The sequence below is a fragment of the Mycobacterium sp. H4Y genome, assembly GCF_000364405.1.
GTDB classification, from domain to species: Bacteria; Actinomycetota; Actinomycetes; order Mycobacteriales; family Mycobacteriaceae; genus Mycobacterium; species Mycobacterium intracellulare.
In genome coordinates this window covers 81,092-96,476 of sequence record NZ_AKIG01000002.1, presented here as the reverse complement: position 1 = coordinate 96,476, position 15,385 = coordinate 81,092, and the positions used below count along the sequence as shown (strand labels likewise).

Here is a 15,385-nt window from a genome sequence, read left to right as displayed (position 1 = left end):
CGATCGGATCCCGCTTTCCACCGGGTGCCGACGGGCCCCGAATCGTGCCTTCCGGCCCCTCCAGACGGGCTCGCAGGCCGATTTCGGACCGATCCGGGCGTTTTTGGCGGGCAAACCGTCGATTGCCTGGCGAAAGCGCCGCTCAAATCCCCAATTCGGGGCCAACTGCCCTTACCCTGACACCCGTGACCAGTCAACCGAATGACGCAGATTGGCAGCGGCCGGGCGAATCCCCGGAGTCGACCCCGGGACGCCCCGCCTCGGCGCGCCTGGTCGACCCCGAAGACGATCTGACCCCAGTCGGCTACCCCGGTGACTTCAACCCGTCCACGGGAACCACCACCGTCATCCCCTACGGCGCCGCCGCGGCGATGGCCGGCTCCGGGGCCTCGGGTTACAACCTGCTCGAACACCAGGAGCCGCTGCCGTACGTCCAGCCGCATTCGGCGGCCCGGCACGCGGCGCCGGAGTCCACCGACATCGACGACGACGAGCACGACGACCGGTTGCACGACGTCGGGCGGCGCGGAACCCAGCATCTGGGTTTGCTGGTGTTGCGGGTCGGGCTTGGCGTGGTGCTCGGCGCCCACGGGCTGCAGAAGTTGTTCGGCTGGTGGGGCGGTTCGGGAGTGACCGGGTTCAGGAACTCGCTGTCCGACGTCGGCTACCAGCACGCCGACATCCTCGCCTACGTGAGCGCCGGCGGCGAGCTCGTGGCCGGTGTGCTGCTGGTGCTGGGCCTGTTCACGCCGCTGGCCGCGGCCGGCGCTCTTGCGTTTTTGATCAACGGCCTGCTGGCCACCGTCTCGGCGCGGCCGCACACGCACACCTTCTCGTACTTCCTGCCCGAGGGGCACGAATACCAGATCACCCTCATCGCCGTGGCCGCCGCGGTCATCCTGTGCGGACCCGGCCGCTACGGCCTCGACGCGCGCCGCGGCTGGGCCCACCGGCCGTTCATCGGGTCGTTCGTCGCCCTGCTGGCCGGCATCGCCGCCGGCATCGGCGTGTGGGTGGCGCTCAACGGCGTGAACCCGATCGGCTGAGCTGGGCCGCCGTCACTGATAGGGGTTGGGAACCCGCCCCGCGCTGGCCGCGGTGAGCTCCGGCAGCGTCGAGAAGCTGACCGCCGGCAATCGCAGCTCGGCGCCGCTCTTGAGGCGCGCCCGTGCCCAGGAACCGCGATGGAAACGCAGCCCGTCGATGTCGTCCCAGCGCACCGTCTGGCTGCCCAGCAGCGTGCGGACGGTGACACCGCGGTCGTCGGCGACGGTGCGTAACCGGACGATCATCGCCGACAGCACCACCGGAATGATCAACAGCGGCGCGGACGGCGGCCACAGCATCACCGGGATCAGCAAGCCCAGGGCCAGGAATCCGACCGCGAGGTGCGCGATGGGGGACAGCTTGATCACGAGAGGTGTTCGGGAAGACGAACCGGTAGCCACCCGACCATCATTTCACCCGGGGCGCCCGGCGGATCCCGCGAGCGGCCAGGCGGCGGCGCGCGCCCAACCCGGCTGGTGACGGTGACGGATTTGACTGCTGAGCTGTGCGAAGACTACCGTCGAGCGCTATGGATACCGCCGGAAAGCCCGGGATGCTCGTAGTAATTAGGCGCGTTGGTGCCTGACTTGCCTTTGAGCATTTGAAGCAATCCAGCACCAACGCGCAACCCTCGTGCAGCAGATGAGCTGTCGGGGGTTTTTTGTTGCCCCCGCGAGATTCCCAGAGTGAATAAGGACTGAACGACAGTGAGCGCTCCCACCAGGCGGCCCGCCCCCGACACACCGGGCGCCGCCGACATCGCCACCGACGCGGTGAAGCCGGCCGCGAAGTCTGCCAACGGCAAGCCGAAACGCATTGGGCCCGAGCAACTTACCGGCGCGCAGTCGGTGATCCGGTCGCTGGAGGAACTCGACGTCGACGTCATCTTCGGCATCCCCGGCGGCGCGGTGCTGCCGGTCTATGACCCGCTGTTCGACTCAAAGAAGCTGCGCCACGTGCTGGTCCGCCACGAACAGGGCGCGGGTCACGCCGCCAGCGGCTACGCGCACGCCACCGGCAAGGTCGGTGTCTGCATGGCGACTTCCGGCCCCGGGGCCACCAACCTGGTCACCGCGCTGGCCGACGCCCAGATGGACTCGATCCCCGTCGTCGCGGTCACCGGCCAGGTGGGGCGCACGCTGATCGGCACCGACGCCTTCCAGGAAGCCGACATCTCGGGCATCACGATGCCGATCACCAAGCACAACTTCCTGGTCCGCTCCGGTAACGAGATCCCGCAGGTGCTCGCCGAGGCCTTCCACATCGCCTCCTCGGGCCGCCCCGGCGCGGTGCTCGTCGACATCCCCAAGGACGTGCTGCAGGGCCAGTGCACGTTCAGCTGGCCGCCGCGCATCGATCTGCCCGGATACAAGCCGACCGTCAAGCCGCACAACCGGCAGATCCGCGAGGCCGCCAAGCTGATCGCCGCGGCCCGCAAACCGGTGCTGTACGTGGGCGGGGGTGTCATCCGCGGGGACGCGACCGAGCAGCTGGCCGAGCTGGCCGAGCTGACCGGCATCCCGGTGGTGACCACGCTGATGGCGCGCGGCGCGTTCCCGGACAGCCATCGTCAGCACATGGGCATGCCCGGCATGCACGGCACCGTCGCCGCGGTGGCGGCCCTGCAGCGCAGCGACCTCCTGATCGCGCTGGGCACCCGCTTCGACGACCGGGTGACCGGGAAGCTGGACACCTTCGCGCCCGAAGCCAAGGTCATCCACGCCGACATCGACCCGGCCGAGATCGGCAAGAACCGCCACGCCGACGTGCCGATCGTCGGTGACGTCAAGGCCGTCATCGCCGAGCTGGTCGAGCAGCTCCGCCACGACGGGGTGCCCGGCAAGATCGACATGACCGAGTGGTGGGCCTACCTCGACGGGGTTCGGTCCACGTATCCGCTGAGTTACGGACCGCAGAGCGACGGCAGCCTGGGCCCGGAATACGTCATCGAGAAGCTCGGCCAGATCGCCGGCCCGGACGCCATTTACGTCGCCGGCGTCGGCCAGCACCAGATGTGGGCGGCCCAATTCATCTCCTATGAGAAGCCGCGCACCTGGCTCAACTCCGGCGGCCTGGGCACCATGGGGTTCGCCATTCCGGCCGCCATGGGCGCCAAGATGGCCCGCCCGGACGCCGAGGTCTGGGCGATCGACGGCGACGGCTGTTTCCAGATGACCAACCAGGAGCTGGCCACCTGCGCGATCGAAGGCGTGCCGATCAAGGTGGCGCTGATCAACAACGGCAACCTGGGCATGGTCCGCCAGTGGCAGACGCTGTTCTACGAAGAGCGTTACTCGCAAACGGATCTGGCCACGCATTCGCACCGCATCCCGGACTTCGTGAAGCTGGCGGAGGCGCTGGGCTGCGTCGGGTTGCGTTGCGAGCGTGAGGAAGACGTCGCCGACGTGATCGAGCAGGCGCGGGCGATCAACGACCGACCGGTCGTGATCGACTTCATCGTCGGCGCGGACGCGCAGGTGTGGCCGATGGTCGCCGCCGGCACCAGCAATGACGAGATCCAGGCGGCCCGCGGGATCCGCCCGCTGTTCGACGACGAGAGTGAAGGGCACGCCTGATGAGTCCGCAAACCCACACTCTGTCGGTGCTGGTCGAAGACAAACCCGGTGTCCTCGCCCGCGTGGCCGCGCTGTTCTCGCGGCGCGGCTTCAACATCGAGTCCCTGGCGGTCGGCGCGACCGAGCAGAAGGACATGTCCCGGATGACGATCGTGGTCTCCGCCGAGGAGACCCCGCTCGAACAGATCACCAAGCAGCTCAACAAGCTGATCAACGTCATCAAGATTGTCGAGCTCGACGACGACAACTCGGTGTCGCGGGAATTGGCGATGATCAAGGTGCGCGCCGACGCCGGCACCCGCAGTCAGGTGATCGAAGCGGTGAACCTGTTCCGCGCCAAGGTGATTGACGTTTCCACGGAGGCGCTGACGATCGAGGCGACGGGCGACCGCGGCAAGATCGAGGCGCTGCTGCGGATCCTGGAACCGTTCGGCATCCGTGAAATCGTGCAATCGGGAGTGGTGTCGTTGTCTCGCGGTCCACGCGGAATCGGCACGGCCAAGTAACACACAAGGAGATATTCAACAGTGGCACTAGAAATGTTCTACGACGACGATGCGGACCTGACCATCATCCAGGGCCGCAAGGTCGGGGTCATCGGATACGGCAGCCAAGGGCACGCGCACTCGCTGAGCCTGCGCGACTCCGGCGTGCAGGTGAAGGTGGGCCTGAAGGAGGGTTCGAAGTCGCGGCCCAAGGTTTCTGAGCAGGGCCTGGACGTCGACACCCCCGCCGAGGTCGCCAAGTGGGCCGACGTGATCATGCTGCTGGCGCCCGACACCGCGCAGGCCGACATCTTCAAAAACGACATCGAGCCGAACCTGAAGCCCGGTGACGCGTTGTTTTTCGGTCACGGCCTCAACATCCACTTCGACCTGATCAAGCCGCCCGCCGACGTCACCATCGCCATGGTCGCGCCCAAGGGGCCCGGTCATTTGGTGCGCCGGCAGTTCGTCGACGGCAAGGGTGTGCCCTGCCTGATCGCGGTCGACCAGGACCCGTCCGGCAAGGGTGAGGCGCTCGCCTTGTCCTACGCCAAGGCCATCGGCGGTACCCGCGCCGGCGTCATCAAGACCACCTTCAAGGACGAGACCGAGACCGACCTCTTCGGTGAGCAGGCCGTCTTGTGCGGTGGCACAGAGGAATTGGTGAAGACCGGTTTCGACGTGATGGTCGAGGCCGGCTACCCGCCGGAGATGGCGTACTTCGAGGTGCTGCACGAGCTCAAGCTGATCGTCGACCTGATGTATGAGGGCGGCATCGCCCGGATGAACTACTCGGTGTCCGACACCGCGGAGTTCGGCGGGTACCTGTCGGGGCCCCGCGTCATCGACGCAGGCACCAAGGACCGGATGCGGGAGATCCTGCGCGACATTCAGAACGGCGACTTCGTCAAGAAGCTGGTCGCCAACGTCGAGGGCGGCAACAAGCAGCTCGAGCAGCTGCGCAAGGAGAACGCCGAGCACCCCATCGAGGTCACCGGCAAGAAGCTGCGCGACCTGATGAGCTGGGTCGACCGGCCGATCACCGAGACGGCTTAGCTGTCTTCGCCCGAGCGCCCGGCCAGCCGGGCGCTCGGCCTTGCCCGCCCGGCTGGCCGGGCGCTCGGTTAGGAGGCGGCCAACCGGTCCGCCGTCTCGACCACCCGGCGGGCCAGGTGCTCGAGGGCCTTGTCGGTGGGCTCGTCGAATTCGGTGATGTTGTCGTGGGTGGTGACCAGGCTGACCCCGTACGGGTTGCCGTCGACGAACTTGCACGGATCCGTGTAGCCCGGCGGCACGATGATGCCGCCGAAATGCATCAGCGTGATGTACAGGGAGAGCAGGGTGGTTTCCTGACCGCCGTGCACGGTGTTGGACGACGTGAAGCCCGCATACACCTTGTCGGCGAGCTTGCCCTGGGCCCACAGCCCGCCCAGCGAGTCGAGGAACGCGCGCAATTGCGCTGCGGGAGAGCCGAACCGCGTCGGTGAACCGAAGATCACCGCGTCGGCCCAGACGATGTCGTCGCCGGTTGCCACCGGAAGGTCCTTGGTGGCCTCGTAATTCGCCGTCCAGGCCGGGTTGTGGGCGAACGAGGCGGGATCCTGGGTTTCGGCGACGTGGCGCAGGCGGACTTCGGCCCCCGCCGACTCGGCCGCCGCGGCGACGCGCTGCGCCATCGTGGTGCCGTGTCCGGTGGCCGAGTAATAGATGATCGCGAGTTTGGTCACGGGGCCAGCTTAGGCATGCCGATCCCGAATTCGCGGCGCAACAGCGTGCGCGCGGCGTAGTAGCCGGCCATGCCGTGGACACCGCCGCCCGGTGGCGTGGCCGCCGAACACAGGTACACCTTGGGAATGGGTGTGCGCCAAGGGTTTAGCCGCGGAGTCGGGCCCGCGATCGCTCGCCAGGCCGAATTGCCGCCCATCCCGATGTCGCCGCCCACATAGTTGGCGTTGTGGTCGCACAGCCGCGCGGCGGGCACCGCGCGTGCGGCCACCACGACGTCGCGGAAGCCGGGCGCGAAGCGCTCGACCACCGCGGTCACGGCCTCCGTCGGATCGACGGTGGACCCCGACGGCACGTGGGCATAGCTCCAGAACGGGCGGCGTCCGTTCGAGTCGATGCGGCCCGGGTCGGCGACGTGCGGAGAGGCGGCCAGCACCATCGGCCACTGCGCGTGCCGGCCGGCGGCGATCTCGGCCTCGGCGCGGGCCATCTGCGCCCGGGTGCCGCCGAGATGCAGGGTGGGGGCCTTTCGTAGTCGCGGGTCCGCCCAGGGGATCTCGTCGGCCAGGACGAAGTCGACCTTGGCCACCCCCGGGCCAAACGTGTAGCGCCGCAATGCTTTGGCGTAGCGCCTCGGGAGGGAGTCGCCGTAGATCCGCAGCAGCGCGGTCGGCGCCGTGTCGAAGGCGACGACCCCGCCAGGCGGCGAAGTGACCTCCGTGCCCGCCGTAAGCTCGCCGCCGTGGGCGCGCAGGTCGGCGATCAGCGCGTCGGTGATCGCCTGGCTGCCGCCCACCGGAATCGGCCAGCCCACCGAATGCGCGAGGGTGGCCAGCATCATCCCGGCACCGGCCGCCGTCAACGACGGCATCCGCGAAATGATATGGGCGGCAACACCGGTGAACAGGGCGCGGGCGTCCTCGCCGGTCAGCGAACCCCACGCCGGGGTGCCCTGGGCCAGCATCCGCACCCCGAGCCGCCACGCCGACGGCACGGAGTTCGGCACCGACCGCTTGTCGCCCAGCAGCAGGGCCACCACGTCGTCGGAGCGCTCGACCAGCGGGCCCAGCAGGCGCCGGAATGAGGCGCCGCCCTCCAATTCGGCGCAGGTGCGGTCCAGGTCGCGGTACGCGATGGCGGCCGGGCGGCCCGGCAACGGGTTGGCGTACGAAATCTCGGGGACCGCCAATTGCACGCCGCGCGCGGGCAGGTCGAACTCCTTGAAGAACGGCGATGCCAGCGCCAACGGGTGCACCGCCGAGCAGATGTCGTGCAAGACGCCCGCGGAATCGGGGTCGGCAGCGGTGCGCGCACCCCCGCCAAAGGTCGGTTGAGCTTCGACGACCTGCACTTTCAGGCCGGCCCGGGCGCAGATTACGGCGGCGGTCAACCCGTTGGGTCCGCTGCCGACGATGGTGACGTCCACCCGTCAATTACAGCCGATAGGCTGGCCGGGTGAATTTGCCTGTTGTACTCATTGCCGACAAGCTCGCTGAATCAACCGTCGCGGCCCTGGGCGACCAGGTCGAGGTGCGCTGGGTAGACGGGCCCGATCGCGAGAAGCTGCTGGCGGCCGTGCCGGAGGCCGACGCGCTGCTGGTGCGCTCGGCCACCACCGTCGACGCCGAGGTGCTCGCGGCGGCCCCCAAGCTGAAGATCGTCGCGCGCGCCGGGGTCGGCCTGGACAACGTCGACGTGGACGCGGCCACCGAGCGCGGTGTCCTGGTGGTCAACGCGCCGACGTCGAACATTCACAGCGCCGCCGAGCACGCGCTGGCGCTGCTGCTCTCCGCGGCCCGCCAGATCCCGGCGGCCGACGCCTCGCTGCGCGAGCACACCTGGAAGCGGTCGTCGTTCTCGGGCACCGAGATTTTCGGCAAGACGGTGGGCGTCGTCGGGTTGGGTCGCATCGGGCAGCTGGTCGCCCAGCGGCTCAGCGCCTTCGGTACCCACCTGGTCGCGTATGACCCCTACGTGTCGCCGGCCCGCGCCGCGCAGCTGGGCATCGAGCTGTTGACGCTCGACGAACTGCTGGCCCGCGCCGACTTCATCTCGGTGCACCTGCCCAAGACGCCCGAAACGGCCGGACTGATCGGCAAGGACGCGCTGGCGAAAACCAAGCCGGGCGTCGTCATCGTCAACGCCGCCCGCGGCGGCCTGGTCGACGAGGCGGCGCTGGCCGACGCGGTCCGCAGTGGCCACGTGCGCGCGGCCGGGCTCGACGTGTTCTCCAAGGAGCCGTGCACCGACAGCCCGCTGTTCGAGCTGCCGCAGGTGGTGGTCACACCCCATCTGGGGGCCTCGACCGAGGAGGCCCAGGATCGGGCCGGCACCGACGTCGCGGCGAGCGTGAAGCTCGCGCTGGCCGGGGAATTCGTTCCCGACGCCGTCAACGTCGGCGGCGGGGTGGTCAACGAAGAGGTGGCGCCGTGGTTGGACCTGGTGCGCAAACTCGGCGTGCTGGCGGCCACCCTTTCCGACGGTCCGCCGGTGTCGTTGTCGGTGCAGGTGCGCGGCGAGCTCGCATCCGAAGACGTTGAGGTGCTGAAACTTTCGGCTCTGCGGGGGTTGTTCTCGGCCGTCGTCGAGGGTCCGGTGACGTTCGTCAACGCTCCGGCGCTGGCCGAGGAACGCGGCATCACCGCCGAAATCGGCACGGCGTCGGAGAGCCCGAACCACCGCAGCGTGGTCGACGTGCGCGCGGTCGCGCACGACGGCAGCGCGGTCAACGTCGCCGGCACCCTGTCCGGGCCGCAGCTGGTGGAGAAGATCGTGCAGATCAACGGCCGCAACTTCGACCTGCGCGCCCGCGGCATCAACCTGGTGATCAACTACGTCGACCAGCCCGGCGCGCTGGGCAAGATCGGCACCCTGCTGGGCTCGGCCGGGGTGAACATCCAGGCCGCGCAACTGTCCGAGGACGCCGAGGGTCCGGGAGCGACGATCCTGTTGCGCCTGGATCGGGACGTGCCGGGCGACGTGCGGTCGGAGATCGGTGCGGCCGTCGGCGCGAACAAGCTTGAGGTGGTTGATCTTTCATGAAGCGCGCTGGCGACCCGACCACGCGCCGCATGGGCGGCGCCAATGAGGAGGAGCGGCGCCGATGAAGCTCGCGGTGATCGAGGGCGACGGTATCGGGCCCGAAGTTGTGGCCGAGGCCGTCAAGGTCCTGGACGCGGTGCTGCCCGGCGTGGAGAAGACCAGCTACGACCTGGGGGCGCGGCGTTACCACGCCACGGGTGAGCTACTGCCGGACTCGGCGGTCGACGAGCTGCGCGCGCATGACGCCATCCTGCTCGGCGCCATCGGTGACCCGTCGGTGCCCAGCGGCGTGCTGGAGCGAGGTTTGTTGCTGCGCTTGCGTTTCGAGCTGGACCATCACATCAACTTGCGGCCCGGGCGGCTGTACCCGGGTGTGAACAGCCCGCTGGCCGGCAATCCCGACATCGACTTCGTGGTGGTGCGCGAGGGGACGGAAGGTCCCTACACCGGCACCGGCGGCGCCATCCGCGTCGGAACGCCCAACGAGGTCGCCACCGAGGTCAGCCAGAACACGGCTTTCGGCGTGCGACGCGTGGTGGCCGACGCGTTCGAGCGGGCTCAGCGACGCCGAAAGCACTTGACCCTGGTGCACAAAACCAACGTGCTGACCTTCGCCGGAAGGTTGTGGTCGCGCATCGTGGCCGAGGTCGGCCGGGACTATCCCGACGTCGAGGTGGCGTATCAGCACATCGACGCGGCCACCATCTTCATGGTGACCGATCCCGGTCGCTTCGACGTGATCGTCACCGACAACCTGTTCGGCGACATCATCACCGACTTGTCGGCGGCGGTGTGTGGCGGAATTGGCTTGGCCGCCAGCGGAAACATCGACGCCACGCGGACCAACCCCTCGATGTTCGAGCCCGTTCACGGCAGCGCACCGGATATCGCCGGTCAGGGCATCGCCGATCCGACGGCGGCGATCATGTCGGTGGCGTTGCTGCTCGCCCATCTCGGCGAGGACGACGCCGCCGCCCGGGTGGACCGCGCCGTCGAGCGCCACCTGGCAACGCGCGGGAGCGAACGCTTCGCCACCCGCGAAGTCGGCGAACGGATCGCCGCCGGGCTCTAGCCGCGGGCGGCCGCGCGCGAGCGCGCCTCCGACGGCACCACCGGCAGGGCCAGCAACGGAAACAGCGCGCACACCGCGAAGGCCAGCGGATATCCGGTCGCGTCGATCATCTCGCCGAAAACCGGCGGCCCGACCGCCGCGGTGAGTCGCTGGGTGGTGTTCTGCGCGCCCATGGCGCGCCCGCTCCAAAATCGGCCGGCCACTTCCGGAATGGCGGTGAACGCCAAACCGTTGTCGAGCACGGTGATCACCGACGCGGCGACCATCAGCGTCACCGCCATCGCCGAGTGTGCATGATCGGCGATCGCCAGCAAGACCATCACCACGGCGGCCGCCATCGCGATGATGCGGATCGGGCGCATTCGCGATCCCAGGCGGTCGGACCATCTGCCGACGGCGATGCGACCCAGCGCGCTCAACAGCTGCGAGAAGCTCACCAAGACGCCGGCCGTCGCGATCGACCAATGCTGGTTTTTCATCAACCAGACGAGCATGAACGTCAAGACCACGGTTTGGGGCACCATGAGCAGCGCCGACGCGAAGTGAATGCGCCACAGCACCGTCGTGCCGCGGTACGGGCTGGCCAATTCGGCCTTGTCGGCCGTCGACCGTTCGGGGCGTGCGGGATCGCGCACCCACACGGCGCACAGCACCGCGGACACCGCGCACACCGCCGCGGGGAACAACAGCGCGACCGAGATGTTGCGTTCGCCGAGCTCGGGAAGTACCAAGGCGGCCAACGCGATTCCCAACGGTTGCGCGGTCTGTCGAATCCCCATCGCCAGGCCCCGCTGCTGCGGCGGGAACCACCCCGTAACCAGGCGGCCGCTGGCGGTGTTGGCGCTCGCCGCGGCCATGCCGCCACCGAACAGGGCGATCCCTTCCGTCAGCATGGATTCCGGCACCGCCGCAGCGATGAGCGCCGCCGCCGCGGTGAGCGCCAAGCCCGCCGTGAGCACGATCCGCTCGCCGACGATGTCGAGTATGTAGCCCCAGGCGATCAGCGTGACCACCATGCCGAAGCTGGGCATCGCCGAGAGCAGCGCCGCCTCGGCCAGATTGATGCCGCGTACGTCGTTGAGGGCGGGGATCAGAAAGGCGATGCCGTTGATGAAGACCGTCGCGCTCAACGTCGCGATCAGTCCGGTCCCCAGCATCACCCATCGGCGCGTCGGTGTCGTCTGCACCTATTAATAGTTCTCACCGGATCGTTGCGGCAAACGTCGCTCCGGTCTATTCGGCATTGCGTGGGAACGGATGGCCCGCCACCAACGAACGCGACGGACGGTTTGCCGCCGGGCCCTGGTCTCCAAACCGGGCGGCAGCAACCGCGTCGGCACCAGCGGCACCGCCGCCAACGGGAACAAGGCGCACAAGAGCCACGCCGGTGGATATTTCGCGGCCGAGATCAAGGCACCGAACAGCGGGGGTCCGGCCGCCGCCATCATGCGCTGGGTGGTGTTTTGAATGCCCAGGGCGCGGCCGCTCCAATACGGGCCGGCGAATTCGGTGATGGCAGTGGCCTCCAGCCCGTTGTCGAGCACGGAGATCACCGCGATGACCACCATGAGCCCCGCCTGCCACCGCGAATTCATGTAGTCGGCCCACGCCAGCAAGAGGAGCGCCAACACCGCGACCGCCGCGATGTAGCGCACGGGACGCATCCGCGACCCGACCCGATCGGACAGGCGGCCCACGGCAACCCGGCCGAGCGCGCCCAAGAGCTGCGAGAGGGTGACCAACCCGCCCGCGGCCGTAACCGACCAGTGCAGGTTCCTGATCAGCCACACCAGCATGAACGTCACCGTCACCGTTTGCGGCATCATCATCAGGCCCGCCACAGCGTGAATCCGCCACAGCGTCAACGACTTTCGATAGGGACTGGCGAGTTCCTGATGGCTCGCGCTCGCGCGCGGTTTCCGGGGCGGGTCGACGATTCCGATCACGCTCGCTATCGCCCCGACCGCGCATGCCAGGGCGGCGAACCTGAGGCCGTGCTGCGGTCCGTGTTCGGCGAGCTCGGGAATTACCATCGCGCCCAAGGCGATTCCCAGGGGTTGCGCGGTCTGGCGGATGCCCATGGCCAGGCCGCGTTGCTGCGGCGGGAACCAGGCGGACACCAGCCGCCCGCCCGCCGTGTTGCAACTGGCGGCGGCCATGCCGCCGAGAAACAGATACACCGACATCAGCACCAACGAATGCGCGGACGCCGCGGCGTAGGCCGCCGCCGCGGTCAGCGCCGAGCCCGTGGCCATCACCACCCGTTCGCCCACCCGGTCGAGCACATAGCCCCACAACACCAGCGTCACCACCATGCCCCAGCTCGGCATCGAGGCAAGGAGGGCGGCTTCGTCCAGCCGGACTCCGCGCACTCGCAGCGACGGGATTAAAAATGCGACGCCGTTGATGAAGAGGAACGAACTCGCCGTCGCCAGCAGCGAAACGACCATGATCGACCAGCGCGCGCCCGCGCCGATTTCGGGCGTATCGGTCGAGTCGGTCTGCATTCCCCATGCTTGCATACCACCGGGAAATTTGGCCGCAGGACGTGTGCCGTTGCTGGTCATCGCCTGGCCCGCCACGCCCGGCTTCGCCGCGCTCGCGACCCTGGCTAGGCGGGATCGTCCGGCTCCTCCTCGGGCCGTCCCGGCCCGAATCGTCGCCAGACTAGGTCGGATGGTGACGGCCCGCCACGCCCGGCTACGCCGCGCTCGCGACCCTCACTGGGCCGGATGGTGACGGCCCGCCACGCCCGGCTTCGCCGCGCTCGCGACCCTCACTAGGCTCAACCGAATGCGCCTTGGTCGAATCGCCAGCCCCGACGGTGTCGCCTTCGTCAGCATCGAAGGCGAACTCGACGACCCCGCCGAGATGATCGCCCGCGAGATCGCCGAGCATCCATTCGGCACGCCGAACTTCACCGGCCGGTCATGGCCGCTCGCCGACGTCCGGCTGCTCGCCCCGATACTCGCCAGCAAGGTGGTCTGTGTCGGCAAGAACTACACCGATCACATCGCCGAGATGAAGGACATGACCGGCCCCGCGCCGGCCGAGCCGGTGATATTCCTCAAGCCGAACACCGCCATCATCGGGCCCAACGTACCGATTCGCCTGCCGGCCAACGCATCACCGGTGCACTTTGAGGGCGAGCTGGCCGTGGTCATCGGCCGGCCCTGCAAGGACGTCTCGGCCGCCCAGGCCTCGGACAACATCCTCGGCTACACCATCGGCAACGACGTGTCGGCGCGCGATCAACAAAAAGCCGACGGCCAATGGACGAGGGCCAAAGGCCACGACACCTTCTGCCCGGTCGGGCCGTGGATCGTCACCGACCTCAAGCCGCTGGACCCGGGCGATCTCGAATTGCGCACCGAGGTCAACGGCGAGGTCAAGCAACACAGCCGCACGTCGCTGCTGATCCACGACATCGGCTCCATCGTCGAGTGGATCTCGGCGGTGATGACCTTGCTGCCCGGCGACATCATCCTCACCGGAACCCCGGCGGGCGTCGGCCCCATCGAGGACGGCGACACCGTCTCCATCACCATCGAGGGCATCGGCACCCTGACCAATCCCGTGCTCCGCAAAGGAAAATCGTGACTGCACCCGCGAACGTACGCGTCCGATTCTGCCCGTCGCCCACCGGCACCCCGCACGTCGGCATGGTCCGCACGGCGCTGTTCAACTGGGCCTACGCCCGACACACCGGGGGCACCTTCGTCTTTCGCATCGAGGACACCGACGCCCAACGCGACAGTGAGGAAAGCTATCTGGCGCTGCTGGACGCGCTGCGCTGGCTCGGCCTGGACTGGGACGAGGGGCCCGAAGTGGGCGGCCCCTACGGCCCATACCGCCAATCGCTGCGCGGCGAAATCTACCGCGACGTGGTGGCCAAGCTGGTCGAGGCGGGAGAGGCCTACTACGCCTTTTCGACGCCGGAGGAGGTCGAGGCGCGTCACCTCGCCGCGGGCCGTAATCCCAAGCTGGGCTACGACAATTTCGACCGGCAGCTGACCGACTCGCAGCGCGCGGCATTCCTCGCCGAGGGCCGCCAGCCGGTGGTGCGGCTGCGGATGCCCGACGGCGACCTCAGCTGGGACGACCTGGTGCGCGGAACCACCACCTTCGCGGCCGGGTCGGTGCCCGACTTCGCGCTAACCCGCGCCAACGGAGATCCGTTGTACACCTTGGTCAATCCGTGTGACGACGCGCTGATGAAGATCACCCACGTGCTGCGCGGCGAGGACCTGCTGCCGTCGACCCCGCGCCAGCTCGCGCTGTATCAGGCGCTGATCCGCATCGGTGTCGCCGAGCGCACCCCGCAGTTCGCGCACCTGCCAACGGTATTGGGGGAGGGCACCAAAAAGCTGTCCAAGCGCGACCCGCAGTCGAACCTGTTCGCGCACCGCGACCGCGGCTTCATCCCCGAAGGGCTGCTCAATTACCTGGCGTTGCTGGGCTGGGCCATCGCCGACGACCACGACGTGTTCAGCCTCGATGAGATGGTGGCCGCGTTCGACGTCATCGACGTCAACTCCAACCCGGCCCGCTTCGACCAGAAAAAGGCCGACGCGCTCAACGCCGAGCACATCCGGATGCTCACCGTCGAGGACTTCACCGCCAGGCTGCGCGATTACTTCGGCGTCCACGGTCATCGCCTCGACCTCGACGACGCCGGCTTCGCCACGGCCGCCGACCTGGTGCAGACCCGGATCGTGGTGCTCGGTGACGCCTGGGACCTGTTGAAGTTCCTCAACGACGACGAGTACGCGATCGACCCCAAGGCCGCCGCCAAGGAGCTGGGGCCGGACTCGGCCGCCGTGCTCGATGCGGCGCTGGGCGCGCTGGACGGCGTCGCGGACTGGACGACGCCCCAGATCGAGGCCGCCCTCAAGGCGGCGCTCATCGACGAGCTGGGCCTCAAACCGCGCAAGGCGTTTGGCCCGATCCGGGTGGGCGTCACTGGGACGACGGTCAGCCCGCCGCTGTTCGAGTCGCTCGAGATGCTGGGCCGCGACCGCAGCGTGCGGCGGCTGCGCGCGGCGCGCGCGACGATCGGTTAGGGGAGACCCAGACCACGCGTGCGGACTGCCCCGCGAGACTTTGGTAGTCTGCACTGCGGTTTACCAAAGCCGACAACGACTGGCAGCGGCGGTCCCCAAAGAGCTTGTAAAGGCCCGCAATCGGCGCTGACCAGCAGTTTTAGGCAGCCAATGGGGTATGGTGTAATTGGCAACACAGCTGATTCTGGTTCAGCCATTCTAGGTTCGAGTCCTGGTACCCCAGCAAAATCCGCACCGTTTCAAGCGATTAGGTGGGCTTAGCGCGGTGAGCTATGCTGACTGCTCGGATCGTTTCTGGCCCCGTCGTCTAGCGGCCTAGGACGCCGCCCTCTCACGGCGGTAGCGTGGGTTCGAATCCCATCGGGGCTACAAACT

General features: G+C 68.3%; 13 protein-coding genes and 2 tRNA genes. 10 read left to right on the top strand and 5 right to left on the bottom strand.

The window, feature by feature from the left end; translation table 11 throughout:
• The first annotated feature begins 185 nt into the window (after positions 1-185).
• The gene (locus W7U_RS14140) at positions 186-1,046 is read left to right on the top strand and encodes a DoxX family protein (RefSeq protein WP_008259038.1); all 861 of its coding nucleotides are present in this window, start codon (positions 186-188) and stop codon (positions 1,044-1,046) included.
• Positions 1,047-1,058: 12 nt separating this feature from the next.
• Here W7U_RS14140 and W7U_RS14135 read toward each other — a convergent pair whose 3' ends face one another.
• A complete protein-coding gene (locus tag W7U_RS14135; RefSeq protein ID WP_008259037.1) occupies positions 1,059-1,415 on the bottom strand; it encodes a PH domain-containing protein in 357 nt (118 codons plus the stop codon).
• Between the two features lie 405 nt (positions 1,416-1,820).
• Here W7U_RS14135 and W7U_RS14130 point away from each other — a divergent pair, with 405 nt between their 5' ends.
• From W7U_RS14130 to ilvC, 3 genes are read left to right on the top strand one after another with little or no spacing between them, the layout of a single operon-like run.
• Positions 1,821-3,623 (top strand): acetolactate synthase large subunit, encoded by a 1,803-nt coding sequence (locus tag W7U_RS14130; protein ID WP_225324875.1) that lies wholly within the window; start codon positions 1,821-1,823, stop codon positions 3,621-3,623.
• Complete coding sequence (gene ilvN, locus W7U_RS14125) at positions 3,623-4,129, top strand: acetolactate synthase small subunit (RefSeq protein WP_008259035.1); 507 nt, start codon at positions 3,623-3,625, stop codon at positions 4,127-4,129. The genes W7U_RS14130 and ilvN overlap by 1 nt, the downstream gene beginning before the upstream one ends.
• Positions 4,130-4,162: 33 nt before the next feature.
• Positions 4,163-5,164 (top strand): ketol-acid reductoisomerase, encoded by a 1,002-nt coding sequence (gene ilvC, locus W7U_RS14120; protein WP_009952794.1) that lies wholly within the window; start codon positions 4,163-4,165, stop codon positions 5,162-5,164.
• A 68-nt stretch (positions 5,165-5,232) separates the two neighbouring features.
• Here ilvC and wrbA read toward each other — a convergent pair whose 3' ends face one another.
• Positions 5,233-5,835: an NAD(P)H:quinone oxidoreductase gene (wrbA, locus tag W7U_RS14115; RefSeq protein ID WP_008259031.1), complete on the bottom strand. Its 603-nt coding sequence runs from the start codon at positions 5,833-5,835 to the stop codon at positions 5,233-5,235.
• Positions 5,832-7,259: an NAD(P)/FAD-dependent oxidoreductase gene (locus W7U_RS14110; protein ID WP_008259028.1), complete on the bottom strand. Its 1,428-nt coding sequence runs from the start codon at positions 7,257-7,259 to the stop codon at positions 5,832-5,834. Before W7U_RS14110 ends, wrbA begins: the two co-directional genes overlap by 4 nt.
• A gap of 29 nt (positions 7,260-7,288) precedes the next feature.
• On the opposite strand from W7U_RS14110, the gene serA reads away from it, so the two are divergent.
• Both serA and W7U_RS14100 read left to right on the top strand, forming a co-directional pair.
• Positions 7,289-8,875, top strand: coding sequence for a phosphoglycerate dehydrogenase (serA, locus tag W7U_RS14105; RefSeq protein WP_008259026.1), 1,587 nt, complete (start codon positions 7,289-7,291; stop codon positions 8,873-8,875).
• A gap of 61 nt (positions 8,876-8,936) precedes the next feature.
• Complete coding sequence (locus W7U_RS14100) at positions 8,937-9,947, top strand: 3-isopropylmalate dehydrogenase (RefSeq protein WP_008259024.1); 1,011 nt, start codon at positions 8,937-8,939, stop codon at positions 9,945-9,947.
• Here W7U_RS14100 and W7U_RS14095 read toward each other — a convergent pair.
• Together W7U_RS14095 and W7U_RS14090 are read right to left on the bottom strand one after the other, a co-directional pair.
• Positions 9,944-11,134 (bottom strand): MFS transporter, encoded by a 1,191-nt coding sequence (locus W7U_RS14095; RefSeq protein WP_193375009.1) that lies wholly within the window; start codon positions 11,132-11,134, stop codon positions 9,944-9,946. The two genes, W7U_RS14100 and W7U_RS14095, sit on opposite strands and share 4 nt — an antisense overlap.
• Positions 11,135-11,137: 3 nt before the next feature.
• Positions 11,138-12,454: an MFS transporter gene (locus W7U_RS14090; RefSeq protein ID WP_008259020.1), complete on the bottom strand. Its 1,317-nt coding sequence runs from the start codon at positions 12,452-12,454 to the stop codon at positions 11,138-11,140.
• A gap of 286 nt (positions 12,455-12,740) precedes the next feature.
• On the opposite strand from W7U_RS14090, the gene W7U_RS14085 reads away from it, so the two are divergent.
• The 4 genes from W7U_RS14085 (at position 12,741) to W7U_RS14070 (ending at position 15,379) form a co-directional block, all read left to right on the top strand.
• Entirely contained in the window at positions 12,741-13,547 is an 807-nt protein-coding gene (locus tag W7U_RS14085; protein ID WP_008259018.1) for a fumarylacetoacetate hydrolase family protein, read from the top strand.
• Positions 13,544-15,010, top strand: coding sequence for a glutamate--tRNA ligase (gltX, locus tag W7U_RS14080; RefSeq protein ID WP_008259016.1), 1,467 nt, complete (start codon positions 13,544-13,546; stop codon positions 15,008-15,010). The genes W7U_RS14085 and gltX overlap by 4 nt, the downstream gene beginning before the upstream one ends.
• A gap of 151 nt (positions 15,011-15,161) precedes the next feature.
• Positions 15,162-15,233, top strand: a tRNA-Gln gene (locus tag W7U_RS14075).
• Positions 15,234-15,306: 73 nt separating this feature from the next.
• Positions 15,307-15,379 (top strand) — tRNA-Glu (locus W7U_RS14070).
• The last annotated feature ends 6 nt before the right edge of the window (positions 15,380-15,385 follow it).

Excerpts from the sequence above, each read along its gene's own strand:
- W7U_RS14090 (WP_008259020.1), bottom strand. The coding sequence starts at position 12,454 with ATGCAGACCGACTCGACCGATACGCCCGAAATCGGCGCGGGCGCGCGC.
- W7U_RS14100 (WP_008259024.1), top strand. The coding sequence starts at position 8,937 with ATGAAGCTCGCGGTGATCGAGGGCGACGGTATCGGGCCCGAAGTTGTG.
- ilvN (WP_008259035.1), top strand. The coding sequence starts at position 3,623 with ATGAGTCCGCAAACCCACACTCTGTCGGTGCTGGTCGAAGACAAACCC.
- W7U_RS14085 (WP_008259018.1), top strand. The coding sequence starts at position 12,741 with ATGCGCCTTGGTCGAATCGCCAGCCCCGACGGTGTCGCCTTCGTCAGC.
- ilvC (WP_009952794.1), top strand. The coding sequence starts at position 4,163 with ATGTTCTACGACGACGATGCGGACCTGACCATCATCCAGGGCCGCAAG.